The sequence below is a fragment of the Variovorax sp. GW823-FHT04F07 genome (assembly GCF_058795995.1).
On sequence record NZ_JBXAIG010000001.1, the window covers coordinates 214,841 to 229,674 of the forward strand.

General features: G+C 69.8%; 15 protein-coding genes and 2 riboswitches. Of the genes, 8 read left to right on the top strand and 7 right to left on the bottom strand.

All coding sequences use genetic code 11. From position 1 onward, the window contains the following. The first annotated feature begins 84 nt into the window (after positions 1-84). Positions 85-402 (top strand): hemagglutinin, encoded by a 318-nt coding sequence (locus AC1RAA_RS01010; RefSeq protein WP_492725997.1) that lies wholly within the window; start codon positions 85-87, stop codon positions 400-402. An 11-nt stretch (positions 403-413) separates the two neighbouring features. Here the strand turns inward: AC1RAA_RS01010 and AC1RAA_RS01015 are convergent, their stop codons facing one another. After that, positions 414-1,133 carry a hypothetical protein gene (locus AC1RAA_RS01015; protein ID WP_492725999.1) on the bottom strand — a complete coding sequence of 240 codons (720 nt, stop codon included), beginning with the start codon at positions 1,131-1,133 and terminating at the stop codon, positions 414-416. 111 nt (positions 1,134-1,244) lie between these two features. On the opposite strand from AC1RAA_RS01015, the gene AC1RAA_RS01020 reads away from it, so the two are divergent. From AC1RAA_RS01020 to AC1RAA_RS01035, 4 genes are all read left to right on the top strand, one after another. Beyond that, the gene (locus tag AC1RAA_RS01020) at positions 1,245-2,162 is read left to right on the top strand and encodes a protein NO VEIN domain-containing protein (RefSeq protein WP_070059389.1); all 918 of its coding nucleotides are present in this window, start codon (positions 1,245-1,247) and stop codon (positions 2,160-2,162) included. A 156-nt stretch (positions 2,163-2,318) separates the two neighbouring features. Next, positions 2,319-3,620: a UDP-N-acetylglucosamine 1-carboxyvinyltransferase gene (locus tag AC1RAA_RS01025; protein ID WP_390344806.1), complete on the top strand. Its 1,302-nt coding sequence runs from the start codon at positions 2,319-2,321 to the stop codon at positions 3,618-3,620. A 126-nt stretch (positions 3,621-3,746) separates the two neighbouring features. Then, positions 3,747-4,787, top strand: coding sequence for an NAD(P)H-dependent flavin oxidoreductase (locus AC1RAA_RS01030; RefSeq protein WP_492685322.1), 1,041 nt, complete (start codon positions 3,747-3,749; stop codon positions 4,785-4,787). 48 nt (positions 4,788-4,835) lie between these two features. Next, a complete protein-coding gene (locus AC1RAA_RS01035; protein ID WP_070059384.1) occupies positions 4,836-5,513 on the top strand; it encodes an alpha/beta hydrolase in 678 nt (225 codons plus the stop codon). Here the strand turns inward: AC1RAA_RS01035 and AC1RAA_RS01040 are convergent. After that, positions 5,488-6,108: a TetR/AcrR family transcriptional regulator gene (locus AC1RAA_RS01040; RefSeq protein ID WP_492726001.1), complete on the bottom strand. Its 621-nt coding sequence runs from the start codon at positions 6,106-6,108 to the stop codon at positions 5,488-5,490. The genes AC1RAA_RS01035 and AC1RAA_RS01040 overlap by 26 nt on opposite strands. Positions 6,109-6,158: 50 nt before the next feature. On the opposite strand from AC1RAA_RS01040, the gene AC1RAA_RS01045 reads away from it, so the two are divergent. From AC1RAA_RS01045 to AC1RAA_RS01055, 3 genes are all read left to right on the top strand, one after another. Continuing rightward, entirely contained in the window at positions 6,159-7,277 is a 1,119-nt protein-coding gene (locus AC1RAA_RS01045; protein WP_492726003.1) for a DUF2855 family protein, read from the top strand. Positions 7,278-7,419: 142 nt separating this feature from the next. After that, positions 7,420-8,331: a DUF3014 domain-containing protein gene (locus AC1RAA_RS01050; protein WP_492726005.1), complete on the top strand. Its 912-nt coding sequence runs from the start codon at positions 7,420-7,422 to the stop codon at positions 8,329-8,331. A gap of 108 nt (positions 8,332-8,439) precedes the next feature. Then, on the top strand, positions 8,440-8,688 hold the full coding sequence (locus AC1RAA_RS01055) for a hypothetical protein (protein WP_095744869.1): 249 nt from the start codon (positions 8,440-8,442) through the stop codon (positions 8,686-8,688). 31 nt (positions 8,689-8,719) lie between these two features. Here AC1RAA_RS01055 and gcvP read toward each other — a convergent pair whose 3' ends face one another. The 5 genes from gcvP to AC1RAA_RS01080 form a co-directional block, all read right to left on the bottom strand. Beyond that, entirely contained in the window at positions 8,720-11,629 is a 2,910-nt protein-coding gene (gene gcvP / locus AC1RAA_RS01060; RefSeq protein WP_492726007.1) for an aminomethyl-transferring glycine dehydrogenase, read from the bottom strand. 58 nt (positions 11,630-11,687) lie between these two features. Beyond that, entirely contained in the window at positions 11,688-12,059 is a 372-nt protein-coding gene (gene gcvH, locus AC1RAA_RS01065) for a glycine cleavage system protein GcvH (protein WP_062474411.1), read from the bottom strand. A gap of 71 nt (positions 12,060-12,130) precedes the next feature. Next, the gene (gene gcvT / locus AC1RAA_RS01070) at positions 12,131-13,303 is read right to left on the bottom strand and encodes a glycine cleavage system aminomethyltransferase GcvT (RefSeq protein ID WP_492726009.1); all 1,173 of its coding nucleotides are present in this window, start codon (positions 13,301-13,303) and stop codon (positions 12,131-12,133) included. 47 nt (positions 13,304-13,350) lie between these two features. After that, a riboswitch (glycine riboswitch) is annotated at positions 13,351-13,455 on the bottom strand. A 12-nt stretch (positions 13,456-13,467) separates the two neighbouring features. Next, positions 13,468-13,558: riboswitch (glycine riboswitch) on the bottom strand. 31 nt (positions 13,559-13,589) lie between these two features. After that, the gene (locus AC1RAA_RS01075) at positions 13,590-14,126 is read right to left on the bottom strand and encodes a hypothetical protein (RefSeq protein WP_062474467.1); all 537 of its coding nucleotides are present in this window, start codon (positions 14,124-14,126) and stop codon (positions 13,590-13,592) included. 96 nt (positions 14,127-14,222) lie between these two features. Then, a complete protein-coding gene (locus AC1RAA_RS01080) occupies positions 14,223-14,714 on the bottom strand; it encodes a L,D-transpeptidase Cds6 family protein (protein WP_492726011.1) in 492 nt (163 codons plus the stop codon). Between the last annotated feature and the right edge of the window lie 120 nt (positions 14,715-14,834).

The following is a 14,834-nucleotide window of genomic DNA, read 5'->3' on the forward strand; positions in this document are numbered from 1 at the left end:
AAGAGATGAGGGGACAGCCACTGTAGCGCCCTCGTCGTATGCACAATGGGCCGACTCGCCCGTCACATCCACTCCAGAGTCCGCATGGCAGACCTCAACGTACGCCAGACCTACGAAGCGGCCGTGGCCGAGCTGGGGCCTGCCGCTGCGCGGATGCTGGCCGATGGCGTGAGTGAAGAACAGGTGGCGCGCTGGATCTTCGCGCAGCGGGACGATCTGAAGCTGCACTACCGCGCACTGACGCCCTCGCACGAGCTGCAGGCCCTCGAAGCCAGGTCGCACAGCCGCTACGGCAACACGCTGGGCCCGTCGATCGAGCAACTGCGCAGCGCGGGCAAGTCGTGGCGGGACATCATCGATTCGGCGGCGCGGCCGGGGACTCACTACCGCCAGGGCGATTGATCGTTCGTTCGCTACGTGCCGCTGCGCCAGCGCCCGGAGTTCGCGCAGATCTCGGCCTGCTCGCCGTTCACCCGCACCTGTTCTTCATCGAGCCGCGACGCGGTGACCGGATCGACATCGAAGCCGACGCCGAGCAGGCGCGCCACCTGTGCGTCTTCGATCGACAGCTCCCAGGTCAGGAACAGCTGCGTGCGATCGATCGAAGACGGGAAATCGGCTGCATCGAAGCCGTGGACGCTGCCGCGCGGCACGACGGCGTGGGGCTGGCCCGTGTCGAACAGCAGGGCCGTACCCCGGGTGAGCGGAATTCGATGGCCCGTGACGGGGAAATGCACGTCCAGGCCCTTGTCTTCGCTGAGGAACAGGTTGCAGAAGGCCGCGCCGCCGTACTGCGCGCCGTCGTGGTGGTAGCGCGCGCCGCGGCAGGCCATCAGGGCGACGTCGCTGGCGGGCAGCAGCGACGCGGGCAGGCCCAGCGTGCCCAGCCAGCCGGACATCGCCTGCACGCACTGCGCGTAGTCGGGCCAGCGCGTGCGCGCACGCGCCAGCGGCATGGGCTCGACATCGCCGGGTTCGAGCGGCACGTTCGTGGCGATCTCCCGCTGCCAGTCGGCCACGAGGCGGGCCGGGGGCTCGGGCACGTCGAGCAGGGCCGCGTGCACGACGCCGCTCACGCTGCGGCTGCGCAGCGTGTCGCCGTGCCAGAAATAGGAGGTCAGCAGGTCGTGCATGCGGGGGCTTTCAAGGCACGGAGGGTACACGCGGCGCGGCGCCGGGCACCGGGGAGCGACGGCCGATGCGGCATACTCCCACCCCCTCCCAACTCGCCAGAATTCCGCTGAATGGACAAGGAAGTCGACCCCTCCGTGCTCGCCGCCATCGATGAGATGCGGCTCTCCGGACCGCGCCTCACGCCGGTCGAAATCGTCGCCAAGATGGGGGTGTTCGACGCACGCGACAAGCCGTTCGAGCACGCCTGGCTCGCCACCGGCGACAACGTCATCGCCACCATCTGGGGCGAGTACGTGAGCGTGGCGGCCGGTGGCCGCTGGTTCTACCTGGAATCGCTCGACGCCCAGCGCCGCCCCGGCGGCGGCGTGCGCAGCGCCCAGCAGGCGCAGCGCGCCAAGGACCGCCTGGCCCTGCTCAAGCGCACCTTCGACGCCGGCCAGGGCTTCCGCGCCGTGCTGCAGACCAACCGCGTCGCCATCGCCGAGCTCGAGAGCAACAAGAGCGCCAAGGTGTCGACCCGCGTGCGCGACGACGCCGAATGGCACGTCGCGAGCTGGGAGCCCGAGCAGCAACTCGCCGTGCTGGTGCGCGGCGCGCGCGGCTGGGTGCCGACCGAGGCCGACATCACGGCCGCCAAGGCCCGTGGCGGCGTGCCGGCGGCCGACGACGCCGACGCGGCCCCGGCCGGCCCGACCACGACGGACGCCGTGCAGGCCGCCGCCATGGCCTATGTCATGGGCCACTTCAAGGGCTACGGCTACAACGCGGAAGACGTCACCAGCAAGGCGCTGGGCTACGACATCGAGGTGTCGAACGCCAAGGGCGCGATGCTGCTCAAGGTGGTCGTGAAGGGCACCGCCCCGGCGCTGCCGACCTTCGCGCTCACGCCCGACGAAAGCATGTGCGCCGTGCGCGAGCCGCTGTGGCGCCTGCTGGTGGTGGCCGACGCGGGCAGCGCGACGGCAGCGCACAAGATCTACAAGCCGACCGAAGTGGACCAGGCGCCGGGCTTCCAGCGCAAGGCCTGACGGGCCTCCCGGGCAACGCCGCGGCCGCACCGGCGCGCCGCGGGCGTTTCCAAATTCTTACAACTGAGCCCCCGGAAACCCGTCGTTTCCAACGGTAAAGTTCCGCCGTCCGGCGCGAACAGTTCGTGCCTTCGCCCCCTCTGTTCGCCCCCCTTCATGTCCAACCTCATCGTGCACGGCGGTACGCCCCTTCGCGGCCGCATCATTCCCTCCGCCAACAAGAACGCGGTGCTGCCGGTGCTGTGCGCCACCTTGCTCACCGGCGAGCCGCTGCGGCTGCACGGGGTGCCCGACATCACCGACGTGCGCAAGATCCTCGACATCTTCCGCACGCTGGGCAGCGAGGTCCGCATGGACCACGAGAGCGGCACGCTCGAGCTGCACCACCGCGCCACCACCTTCGATGCGGCGCTCCACCGCCTGCCCGAGGAAATGCGCTCGTCGATCATGCTGGTGCCGCCGCTGCTGGCGCGCTTCGGCGTGGCGCGGCTGGAAGACAACGTCAAGGGCTGCACGCTGGGCGTGCGCGAGATCGATCCGCACGTCGAGGTGTTCCAGCGCTTCGGCGGCCAGGTGGAGCGCACCGAGGGCTCGCTGCTGGTGTACGCGCCCGGCCGGCTCACGCCTACCGACCACTGGCTGGACTACGCCTCGGTGACGACCACCGAGAACTTCGTGCTGTGCGCGGCCGCCGCGGGCGGCACCTCGACGCTCACCAACGCGGCCTCGGAGCCGCACGTGCAGGAGTTCTGCCGCTTCATGGCCATGATCGGCGTGCGCATCGAGGGCATGGGCACGTCGCGGCTCACGGTGCATGGCGGGGGCACGCTGGGCGGCGGCGAGTTCCGCTTCGACGAAGACTTCCACGAGATCACCACCTTCCTGGCGCTGGGCGCGATCACCGGCGGCGACGTCGTGGTGCGCAACAGCGCGCCGGGCAACTTTCCGCTCATCGACCGCACTTTTGCCAAGTTCGGCGTGCAGATCGAGCATGCCGACGGCTGGTCGCGCGCCATCCGCAGCGGCCCGCTGAAGGTGCAGACGCCGTTCACCAGCAACGTGCTCACCAAGGTGGAGGCCGCGCCGTGGCCGTACTTCCCGGTCGACCTGCTGCCGATCTTCATTGCGCTGGGCGTGCGCGCGCAGGGCAACGCGATGTTCTGGAACAAGGTGTACGACGGCGCGCTGGGCTGGACCGGCGAGCTGTCGAAGTTCGGCGCGCATGTGTTCTCGTCCGACCCGCACCGGCTCATCACCTTCGGCGGCCACGCGCTCACGCCGGCGGTGGTCGAGAGCCCCTACATCATCCGCGTGGCGATCGCGCTGTTCATGGTGGCCGCCAGCATCGAAGGCAAGTCCGAGATCCGCAACGCCACGCCGATCCGGCGCGCGCACCCGCGCTTCGTGGAGAACCTGCGCAGCCTGGGCGTGCAGGTGGAATGGACCAGCGAGGAGTGAGCCTGCGGCAGGCTGCGCGCTGCTGCTGACCTGTCCCGCTGCCCGATGACCCCGCGGGCGCCGCGCTCAACGGCTTGGCCGGACAATGCCGTGCATTCGACACACGGACACAGGAGCGCACCCCGAATGACGACGTTGCAACAGATCCTCGGCACCGAACTTCCATTGATCCAGGCGCCGATGGCCGGCGCGCAGGCCAGCGCGATGGCGATCGCGGTGTGCAACGAAGGCGCGCTGGGGTCGCTGCCGTGCGCGATGCTCGGCCCCGATGCGATGCGCAGCGAGCTCGCGGCGATCCGCGCGGGCACCGACAAGCCCTTCAACGTCAATTTCTTCGCCCACACACCGCCCACGCCGGACGAGGCACGCGAGGCCGCCTGGCGCGCCGCGCTGGGGCCGTACTACGCCGAGTTCGGCATCGACCCCGCGGGCATCCCGACCGGCCCCGGGCGCAACCCCTTCAGCGCCGAGGTGGCCGACCTGCTGGCCGAGTTCAAGCCGCCGGTGGTGAGCTTCCATTTCGGGCTGCCGCCCGAGCCGCTGCTGGCCAAGGTGCGCGGCTGGGGCGCGAAGGTGCTGGTTTCGGCCACCACCGTCGATGAAGCGCTGTGGCTCGAGGCGAAGGGTGTCGACGCGGTCATTGCGCAGGGGCTGGAGGCCGGCGGGCACCGCGGCCATTTCCTGTCGCACGACCTCACGAAGCAGCTCGGTACCTTCGCGTTGCTGCCGCAGCTGGTGCGCGCATTGAAGGTGCCGGTGATCGCGGCCGGCGGCATCGCGGATGCCGACGGCGTGGCTGCGGCCATGGCGCTGGGCGCGGCCGGCGTGCAGGTCGGCACGGCCTATCTGCTGACGCCCGAGGCCATGACCAGCGCACTGCACCGCGCGGCGCTGAAGAGCGAGGCCGCGCGCCACACGGCGCTCACCAACCTGTTCACCGGCCGACCCGCGCGCGGCATCGTCAACCGCGTGATGCGCGAGCTGGGGCCCATCGGCCCGGCGCCGGAATTTCCGCTCGCCACCTCGGGCATCGCGCCGCTACGCGCGAAGGCCGAGGCGCAGGGCAGCGGCGATTTTTCTCCGCTGTGGTCGGGGCAGAACGCCACCGGCTGCCGCGAGGTGTCCTCGGCCGAGGTCACGCGGGCGCTGGCCAAGGGCTTTCGCTGAGCCGCGCCGTCCGTCATTTTTTCGAGGCTTTCGAGACCCTTCCGACCCATGACATCGCTCCACCTGCCCCTGCAGTTCCTGCACCATCCCGCACCCTCGGGCGGCCCTGAACCCTGGCTGCTCGTGCTGATGCACGGCGTGGGCAGCAACGAGCAGGACCTGTTCGGCCTGGCGCGCATGATGCCGCCGCAGTTCCACGTGCTGAGCCTGCGCGCGCCGTACGTGCTGTCGCCCGGTTCCTACGCGTGGTTCGAGTTCCAGGTGCTGGCCGACGGCGGGCGCCGCATCGACGAAGAACAGGAGCGCGAAAGCCGCTTCCTCATCGGCGAGATGGTCACGTCGGCGTCGCAGCAGCTGGGCATCCCGCCCGAGCGCGTGGTGGTCGGCGGCTTCAGCCAGGGCGGGATCATGTCGCTGTCGCTGCTGCTCACGCAGCCCGAGAAGCTGCGCGCCGCGCTGGTGTGGCACAGCCGGCTGCTGCCCGAGGTGGTGCCGCACATCGCACCGCCCGAGGCCTTCGCGGGCAAGGCGCTGTGGGTGAGCCACGGCAGCGCCGACAACGTGATTCCGCCGAGCGCCGCACAGGCCACGCGCGAGCTGGCGCGCGGGCTGCCGCTGGCGCTGTCGGGCTCGGATTTCCCGGGCGCGCACGAGATCCGCCCGGCCGAGCTGCAGGGCACGCTGGCGTGGCTGCAGGCGCTCAGCGCGCCAACAGCCGCGCCCTGACCATCGCTTCCATCTCGTCGATCCAGGCATCCCCCGCCGCATCGTCGGGCTGCACCAGCAGCCGGTAGCGGCGCCCGCCCCAGGCGGCGGTCAGCAGCGCCTGCACGGCGGCGGGCGAGGGCGGCGGCTGCAGGTCGCGGCAGGCGGCGAAGGCCTGCGTCCAGCGCGCGAGCAACTCGTCGTACACGCGCCGATGGTGCTTGGGTTCGGCCACGCGGTGTTCGAGCATCAGCATCTCGTGGTCGAAGGCGGGCAATTCGTCGATGCGCGTGTCGCAGGTGAGGCGCACGAGGCGCTGCGTGCGTTCGCGCCAGTCGATGTCGGGTGGCGCGATCACGTCCGCGTCGAGCCGCGCCAGCAGCGCCTCGACGCAGTGGCGCACATAGCCCGAGAGCAGGGCTTCCTTGTCGGGAAAGTAGTCGTAGAAGGTGCCGACGGCGATGCCGGTTTCGAGCGCCACGGCGCGCGTGGTCACGCCTTCCCAGCCCTGCGCGCGCCAAATCCGAACAAAGGCGTCGTAGATCGCCTGCACGGTGAACTTGCCGCGCGCCTGCGTGGGGCGTTTCAGGGGCTTGGAGCGGGGTGCGGCGGGCATGGACCGGGTTTCCGAACCCGCGGCGAAGCGGGCCGTCCTACAGTTTGCGAATGAACAACGCATTCACTTTAACCCGCCTCGAAACGCGCAAGAACGCACTCGGAACCACCCGCATCGTCACTTCGGAAGACGACGGCAGCCTGCAGCCGGGCGAGGTGCTGATGCAGATCGAGCGCTTCTCGCTCACCACCAACAACATCACCTACGCGGCCTTCGGCGATGCGGTGATGAAGTACTGGCAGTTCTTTCCCACCGGCGATGCCGACTGGGGCCACATGCCGGCCTGGGGCTTTGCCGACGTGGTGGCCTCGAATGTCGAAGGCGTGGCGGTGGGCGAACGCTTCTACGGCTACTTTCCCATCGCGAGCCACCTGCGCATGCAGCCGGTGCGCGTGACGCCGCGCGGCTTCTACGACGGCGCGGCGCACCGCAGCGAGCTGGTGTCGGCCTACAACCAGTACATGCGCTGCAGCCACGACGCGGGCTACGTCGCCGCGCTGGAGGACTACCAGATGCTGGTGCGTCCGCTGTTCATCACCTCGTTCATGCTGGCCGACTTTCTCGAAGACAACGCCTTCTTCGGCGCGACGCAGGTCGTGGTGTCGAGCGCATCGAGCAAGACGGCGTTCGGCACGGCCTTCTGCCTCGGCCGGCGTGAAGGCCTGCAGCTGATCGCCGCCACCTCGGAAGGCAACCGCGCCTTCGTCGAAGCGCTGGGCTGCTACGACCGCACGGTGGCCTACGACGAGATCGCCACGCTCGCGGCCGACGTGCCCACGCTGTACGTCGACTTCGCGGGCCACGACGACCTGCGCGCCACCGTGCACCACCACTTCGGTGAATCGCTGGTGTACGACTGCTATGCGGGCTCGGCGCAGAAGACCGAGTTTCTCGGCGACACCAGCGCGCTGCCCGGCCCCACGCCGAAGCTCTACTTCGCGCCCGTGCAGATCCGAAAGCGCAATGCCGACTGGGGGCCGCAGGAGGTCAACCGCCGCTTCAACGATGCGCAGGGCCGCTTCATCGCCGAGCTCAGCCGCCCGGGCAACCGCTGGATGACGCTGGCGCAGGGCCGCGGCTTCGCGCATGCGCAGGCCGTGATCGCCGACCTGCACGCGGGCCGCGTCGATCCGCGCGAGGCGCATGTGGTGCGCATCGGCGGCGAGTGACAGCGTGAGCGACTGAACTTCGGCGCGGGTGGGGCGTCACAGGGGGTTACGAGAACGTGGCGATCGTGCGGGCCGTGCAGGCCATCCTGGTGCACCATTGCCTTTCGTCTCCCCACTGCCATCCCGCAAAAGGAAACCGCCCATGTCCGACGCCGACTCCCCCCGCGACACCCCCGAATTCCGACCCCGCAAGGAAGCGCCGATGGGCACCATCGTCGGCCTGGCGCTGGTCGTGCTGGTGGCGGCTTATTTCGGCTGGCGCTGGTACCAGCAGCAGCAACTGGCGCCGTTGCCGACCGCGCCCGTGGCCGTCGCCCCGAACGACGCGCCCCCCGAGCCGCCCAAGGTGGAAGAGCCGAAGGGCCCGCAGAACCCGGTCGAGGCGCTGGCCCCGCCCGATGCCGCGTTGCCCGCACTGGCCAGTTCCGATGCGCGCGTGATGAAGGCGCTCACCGAGCTGCTGGGCGGCAAGGCCGTGGCGGCCTACCTGCAGCCCGACGGCGTGGTGCGGCGCTTCGTCGCCACCGTCGACAACCTGCCGCGCGAGCAGGCACCCGCCAGCAAGTGGCCCGTGCAGCCCGCGCCGCAGCGCTTCATCACCGACGGGCCGCAGCAGGGCGGCGTGCAGACCATCGCGGCGAACAACGCCGCGCGCTACAACGGCATCGTGATGCTGGCCGGGTCGGTCGATCCGGCCAAGGCGGCGGCGGTGTATGCGCGGCTGTACCCGCTGTTCCAGCAGGCGTACGAAGAGCTGGGCTACCCGGGGCGCTACTTCAACGACCGCTTCATCGCCGTGATCGACCACCTGCTGCAGGCGCCCGAGCCCACGGGGCCGGTGCAGGTGAAGCTGGTCGAGGTGAAGGGCGACATTCCCTCGCAGCGGCCCTGGGTGCGCTACGAGTACGCCGATCCGAAGCTCGAATCGCTCTCGGCCGGCCAGAAGATCCTGGTGCGCATGGGGCCCGAGAACGAGCGCAAGATGAAGGCCAGCCTGCGCGGGCTGCGCGCGCAGATCGCCACCGGCGAGATCGCGAAGAAGAAGCAGCCCTGAGGCGCGATGCACTGACAGCGCCCCGCCTGCGCGCCCTGTAGGCGCGGGCCGATTGCATGCGGCGCGAAGGGTCGAGATGATTTGCGCCTACGACTTCGAGGGCAAGCCATGAACCTGATGAGCGTCGATCTTTACCAGAGCACCACCGACCCCGGGAAATTCCTGGCGCTTCCCGCCGGCACCGACCCGACCGAACTCATGGGCCCGATGACCTTTGATCGGGACTACGCGCACATCAAGCGCTACCAGGCGGCCTTCGCGTTCGATCCGTCCGAAACCTACGCGGGTGTGAACGCCGCGAAGATCGCCGCGGACCTGCTCACCGTGAAGTGGGCGATGTACCAGCGCGAAGGCTGAACGGCGGGCGGCTTGCGCCGCCGCGCCTTCGTCAGGCCTCTTCGGTTTCCTGGTACTCGCCCACCGGCACGCAGCTGCAGAACAGGTTGCGGTCGCCGTAGACGTTGTCGACGCGCCCGATCGGCGGCCAGTACTTGGCCTGCTTGAGTTCGGCCAGCGGGAACGCGCCGAGTTCGCGCGAGTAGGGGTGGCTCCACTCCGTGCCGAGCAGGCTGGCGGCGGTGTGCGGCGCGTGCTTGAGCGGGTTGTCGTCCTTGGACCAGACGCCTTCTTCCACGCGGCGGATCTCGCCGCGGATGGCGATCATCGCGTCGACGAAGCGGTCGAGCTCGGCCAGCGGTTCGCTTTCGGTGGGCTCCACCATCAGCGTGCCGGGCACGGGGAAGCTCAGCGTGGGCGCGTGGAAGCCGTAGTCGATCAGGCGCTTGGCCACGTCTTCGGCGGTGACGCCGCTGGTGTCCTTGAGCGGACGCAGATCGAGGATGCACTCGTGCGCGACGTGGCCGTTGGGGCTCGCGTACAGCGTGGGGTAGTGGTCCTTCAGGCGCGCGCTGATGTAGTTGGCGCTGAGGATGGCCGTCTCGGTCGCGGCCTGCAGGCCCTTGGCGCCCATCATGCGGCAGTACATCCAGCTGATCGGCAGCACGGCCGCGTTGCCCAGCGGCGCGGCCGACACGGCGCCCACGCCGTTCGAGGGCACGCCGGCCGTGGCGTGGCCCGGCAGGTAGGGCACGAGGTCTTCGACCACGCAGACCGGGCCGACGCCCGGGCCGCCACCGCCGTGCGGAATGCAGAAGGTCTTGTGCAGGTTCAGGTGGCTCACGTCGCCGCCGAACTCGCCCGGCGCGGCCACGCCGACCAGTGCGTTCATGTTGGCGCCGTCGACGTACACGCGGCCGCCGTGCTCATGCACGAGCTCGCACAGTTCCTTCACGCGGGTTTCGAACACGCCGTGCGTGCTGGGGTAGGTGATCATCACGGCGGCCAGGTGGGCGCTGTGCTTCTCGCAGGCGCGCTTGAGGTCGTCCATGTCGACGTTGCCCTGCGCGTCGCAGGCCGTCACCACCACCTGCAGGCCCACCATCTGGGCGCTGGCCGGGTTGGTGCCGTGCGCCGACGAGGGAATCAGGCAGATGTTGCGATGGCCCTGGCCCTTGGCTTCGTGGAAGGACTTGATGGCCAGCAGGCCCGCGTACTCGCCCTGCGAGCCCGCGTTGGGCTGCAGGCTGATGCCCGCGTAGCCGGTGGCCTCGCACAGCCAGGCGCGCAGCTGCGCGTCGAGCTGGGCGTAGCCCTGCAGCTGGTCGGCGGGCGCGAAGGGGTGGATGTTGGCGAACTCGGGCCAGGTGATGGGGATCATCTCGCTGGTTGCGTTGAGCTTCATGGTGCAGCTGCCCAGCGGGATCATGCTGCGGTCGAGCGCGAGGTCCTTGTCCGACAGGCTGCGGATGTAGCGCAGCATCGCCGTTTCGCTCTTGTGGGTGTTGAACACCGGGTGCGTGAGGAAGGCGCTGGTGCGGCGCAGGTCCTCGGGAATCAGCGGCGTGGTGTTGGCGGCCAGCTCGTCGAAACGCGGCATCGCGGTGCCGGCGGGCACGAACAGGGCCCACAGGGTTTCGATGTCGGCGCGCGTGGTGGTTTCGTCGAGCGAGATGCCCAGGTGCTGCTGCAGGCGCTGGCGCAGGTTGACGCCGCCGGCCTGCGCGCGCTCGATGATCGCGGCCGTGTCGTCGCCAGTGCGGATCGTCAGCGAGTCGAAGGCGGTGGTGTTCACCGGCTCGCGGCCCATCTGCGACAGGCCCTTGGCGAGGATGGCGGTGAGCACGGCCACGCGCTGCGCGATGCGCGTCAGGCCGTCGGGGCCGTGGTACACGGCGTACATGCTGGCGACCACGGCCGGCAGCACCTGCGCGGTGCAGATGTTCGAGGTGGCCTTCTCGCGGCGGATGTGCTGCTCGCGCGTCTGCAGCGCGAGGCGGTAGGCCGGCTGGCCATGCGTGTCGACGCTCACGCCGACGAGGCGGCCGGGCAGCGAGCGCTTGAACGAATCGCGGCAGGCGAGGTAGGCGGCATGCGGGCCGCCGTTGCACAGCGGCATGCCGAAGCGCTGCGTGGTGCCGCAGACGATGTCGGCATCGAACTCGCCGGGAGCGACCAGCAGCGTCAGCGCCAGCAGGTCGGCCGCGACGATGAAGGCGGCGTCGCACTGGTGCGCATGGCCCGCGAGCGGGCGCAGGTCGTGCACGTGGCCGGTGGTGGCCGGGTACTGCGCGAGCACGCCGAAGAATTCGCCGCTCACCATCAGGTGCGGCAGCGTTTCCGACACGGTGCTCACCTTCACCTCGATGCCCAGCGGCGCGGCGCGCGTCTTGATGACTTCGATGGTCTGCGGGTGGCAGTCGCCCGACACGAGGAACACGTTGCTCTTGCTCTTCACGCTGCGCTTGGCGAGCGTCATCGCCTCGGCGGCGGCCGTGGCCTCGTCGAGCATCGAGGCGTTGGCGATGGCCATGCCCGTGAGGTCGCACACCATCGTCTGGAAGTTGAGCAGGGCTTCCATGCGGCCCTGCGAGATCTCGGCCTGGTAGGGCGTGTAGGCGGTGTACCAGGCGGGGTTCTCCAGGATGTTGCGCAGGATCACGCCCGGCGTGTGGGTGCCGTAGTAGCCCTGGCCGATGAAGCTCTTGAACACCTTGTTCTTCGACGCCAGCGTCTTCAGCTCGGCCAGCGCGTCGGCCTCGGTGACCGGCGCGGGCAGGCGCATCGGCCGGGCGCGGCGGATGGCCGCGGGCACGATGCCGTCGATGAGCTCCGCGCGCGTTTCCGAGCCGATCACCGGCAGCATGCGCGCCTCGTCCGCCGCATCGATGCCGATGTGGCGGGCGAGGAATTCTTCGGCGTTCTCTAGTTCTTGCAAAGAGGGAAGGGCGGGAATCGGCATGGCGGTGAAGGCTCGGGGGAGAAGGAACGAAGGTGCGAGGAAGCTGCTGTTCAGCGGATCAGGATTCGGCGGCGAACTTGTCGTAGCTGGCGGCGTCGAGCAGGGCGTCGAGCTGCGCGGGCTCGCTCAGCTTGACCTTGAAGAACCAGCCGGCGGCCAGCGGGTCGCTGTTGGCCAGCGACGGGTCGGCGCGCAGCGCTTCGTTGACTTCGGTGATCTCGCCCGACACGGGCATGAACACATCGGCGGCGGCCTTCACCGACTCGACCACACCGGCGACCTCGCCCTGCGCGAAGGTCTTGCCCACTTCAGGCAGGTCGACGAACACCACGTCGCCCAGCGCGTCCTGCGCATGCACGGTGATGCCGACGGTGGCGGCGCCGCCTTCGGCCGCCACCCATTCGTGGTCCTTGGTGTATTTGATGCTCATGAAAAAACTCCTCGTGGAAAAAATGGAATCGGGGTGCAGAGCCTAGCCGGGTCTGCGGGGTTCAGTGTCGGTCAGCCGCGGTAGTAGCGCGTCGGCACGAAGGGCATGGTCGAGACTTCCATCGGCACCGGCTTGCCGCGCACGATGGCCTGCACGCGCGTGCCGGGCTCGGCGAAGGCGGCGGCCACGTAGCCCATGGCCACGCAGCGGTCGGCCGTGGGGCCGAGCAGGCCGCTGGTGACGGCGCCGATGTCGTGGCCTTCGAGCGACTGCAGCAGCGTGCCGTCGCGCACCGGGATGCGTTCCAGTGCCACGAGGCCGACCCGCTTGCGCGTGAGCGTCTTGTGGTCGGTGTGGCCGGCCGCGCCCGAGGCGACGGCGGCCAGCTGGGCCAGCACCTTGGCCGCGCCCGGGAAGCCGCCTTCGCGCGCGCCGCCGGCGCGGCGCACTTTCTGGATCGCCCAGTTGAGCGAGGCTTCGACCGGGGTGGTGGTGGTGTCGATGTCGTTGCCGTACAGGCACAGGCCGGCTTCGAGCCGCAGCGAGTTGCGCGCGCCCAGGCCGACGGGCTTCACCTCGGGCTGTGCGAGCAGCAGGCGGGCGAGGGCGTCGGCGTCCTTGCCGGCCACCGAAATCTCGAAGCCGTCTTCGCCGGTGTAGCCGCTGCGGGTGACGAAGGCGGCGATGCCGCCGATCTGCACCGCGCCGCCGGTCATGAACACGAAGCGCTCGATGCCGGGCGACAGGCGTGCCAGCGTGGCGGCGGCCTGTGGGCCCTGCAGCGCCAGCAGCGCGTGGTCGGGCAGGGGCTGCACCTGGCAGCGCGCGCCGATCCTGGCCTGGATGTGGGCGATGTCGGCCACCTTGCAGGCGCCGTTCACGATCACGAAGAGCGAACCGTTGCCTTCGTTGAAGAACATCAGGTCGTCGAGGATGCCGCCCTCGTCGTTCAGCAGCAGGCCGTAGCGCTGCTTGCCGGCGGGCAGGTCGACCACGTCGACGGGCATCAGGGTTTCGAACGCGGCGGCGGCGTCAGGGCCGACCAGGCGCAGCTGGCCCATGTGCGAGATGTCGAACAGGCCGGCCGCGTCGCGCGTGTGCTTGTGCTCGGCCATGAGGCCGGCGGGGTACTGCACGGGCATGGAGTAGCCGGCGAAGGGCACCATGCGGGCGCCCAACTCGACGTGGAGGTCGTACAGCGGGGTCTTGAGAAGTTGGGCGTCGGAAGCGGAGGAAGCGGCCACGGGGCACTCCAAAGGGGCAGTCGAAATCCATGGCTGCAACGCCACGGGCCACCCCTGCTGTCCGCTTTACCTGAGAGATTCGCCCCACGATCGGGGTTTGCTCCTTCGGTGGGCCGCGTGCAATGCCACGGCCTCTCTCCAGCAAGGAAACGCCGGTGGTTGCCGGCGTCTTGTCAGTCCTTTTGCCTGAGCGTTCGGGGAACCCCTGCGCCTTCGGCGGCCCCGTCGCGCGGGGCTCTCTCCTGACCCGGCGAGTGTAGTGGATCGCGGGGCCGGGGCTGGCGGCTCAGTGCACGGTTTCTGCCGGCGGCAGCAGCTTGTCGATGCGCTCGCGCAGCGAGTCGGCGCGCTCGGGGCCGGCGGCCTTCTCGATCTCGGAGAGCATCAGCGCGGCGATGGTCAGCATGGCCTCGCGGTCGCGCGCCTCGCGCAGGGCGTCGCGCATCTGGTTGGCGAAGCGCGGGTCGCGGCGCACGAACATGCGTTCGCAGATGTCGAACAGGAACATGCGCGTGGTGGCCAGCGAGCGCTTGCCGTCGAAGCTGTCGGCCGAGGTGGCGACCTGGATCGGCTCGGCGGCGGGGACGGGCGTGGGGGCCGGTGCGGGCGGTGGCGCGACCGGGCGCGCGACCTGCAGGTAGCCGCGCTGCATCAGCCCCTGGATCGCCTGCTCGGCCTCGACGCGGCTGGGGAACAGCGGGCTGAAGTCGGTCAGCGAGCGCCGGCCGTCGGCCATGAGCAGCAAGGCGCGCTCACGCTGACTGAGCGTGCGCTGCCCGGCCTGGAGTTCGTCGCGTGCCTTCTCGGTCTTGGTGGGGAACATGGCGGCCACAGCTTTCGGAGGTCGAAGGCTGCAGCATCGTTGCAAGTGGTGACATCTTCGTGAACCATTTGCCTTACAGGGACAAGGGGGTGCGCGTCAGTTGCCCGCGCTCTCCTTGCGGATCAGCCAGCGCGGGCCCACGCGCTGCAGCTCGAGCGTCTTGCGGTCGGTCTCGGTGAGTGCGTCGGCGCTGTAAATCTGCCGGAACTGCGCGCTGGCCGAGGTGCCCTGGACGCTGATCACCAGCCCCTCGATGCCCACGCTGATGCGCGACTTGCCCGTGATGCGGGCGCGCCGGTCGGCCTCCCAGCGCTCGCGGGTCTGGCCGCGCGCGGGGGTGAAGTCGCTCGCGTAGGCTGCGAGGTAGCGCTCCACGTCGCGCGCGGACCAGGCGGCGGCCCAGGCGCGCACGGCGCTTTCCACTTCGGCGAGGTGGGTGACGGGATTGGTGGGATTGGTGGGATTGGCGGGGGCGGCCGCTGGTGCAACGGCTGCAACGGGCGCGGCGGCCGGCGTGGCCGCGATACCGGCGGTGGCCAGCAAGCCGGCAGCGACAAGGCTGCTGCCCTGGGCGACGATTCGGTGCATGGCGTCCTTCTCTTTCCTTCTTCTTGTCTGTCAGGCTCGACGTCGAAGCTTGCGTCGATTCTGGCAGTGAAAGAGAGCGCGTGCGGCGTTGAATCGCCCACGGATTTCGGTGGTCCGTGG

Bases quoted from the DNA above. Each gene is read 5' to 3' on its own strand.
- AC1RAA_RS01010 (WP_492725997.1), top strand. From the start codon at position 85: ATGGCAGACCTCAACGTACGCCAGACCTACGAAGCGGCCGTGGCCGAG.
- AC1RAA_RS01015 (WP_492725999.1), bottom strand. From the start codon at position 1,133: ATGCACGACCTGCTGACCTCCTATTTCTGGCACGGCGACACGCTGCGC.
- AC1RAA_RS01020 (WP_070059389.1), top strand. From the start codon at position 1,245: ATGGACAAGGAAGTCGACCCCTCCGTGCTCGCCGCCATCGATGAGATG.
- AC1RAA_RS01025 (WP_390344806.1), top strand. From the start codon at position 2,319: ATGTCCAACCTCATCGTGCACGGCGGTACGCCCCTTCGCGGCCGCATC.
- AC1RAA_RS01030 (WP_492685322.1), top strand. From the start codon at position 3,747: ATGACGACGTTGCAACAGATCCTCGGCACCGAACTTCCATTGATCCAG.
- AC1RAA_RS01035 (WP_070059384.1), top strand. From the start codon at position 4,836: ATGACATCGCTCCACCTGCCCCTGCAGTTCCTGCACCATCCCGCACCC.
- AC1RAA_RS01040 (WP_492726001.1), bottom strand. From the start codon at position 6,108: ATGCCCGCCGCACCCCGCTCCAAGCCCCTGAAACGCCCCACGCAGGCG.
- AC1RAA_RS01045 (WP_492726003.1), top strand. From the start codon at position 6,159: ATGAACAACGCATTCACTTTAACCCGCCTCGAAACGCGCAAGAACGCA.
- AC1RAA_RS01050 (WP_492726005.1), top strand. From the start codon at position 7,420: ATGTCCGACGCCGACTCCCCCCGCGACACCCCCGAATTCCGACCCCGC.
- AC1RAA_RS01055 (WP_095744869.1), top strand. From the start codon at position 8,440: ATGAACCTGATGAGCGTCGATCTTTACCAGAGCACCACCGACCCCGGG.
- gcvP (WP_492726007.1), bottom strand. From the start codon at position 11,629: ATGCCGATTCCCGCCCTTCCCTCTTTGCAAGAACTAGAGAACGCCGAA.
- gcvH (WP_062474411.1), bottom strand. From the start codon at position 12,059: ATGAGCATCAAATACACCAAGGACCACGAATGGGTGGCGGCCGAAGGC.
- AC1RAA_RS01075 (WP_062474467.1), bottom strand. From the start codon at position 14,126: ATGTTCCCCACCAAGACCGAGAAGGCACGCGACGAACTCCAGGCCGGG.
- AC1RAA_RS01080 (WP_492726011.1), bottom strand. From the start codon at position 14,714: ATGCACCGAATCGTCGCCCAGGGCAGCAGCCTTGTCGCTGCCGGCTTG.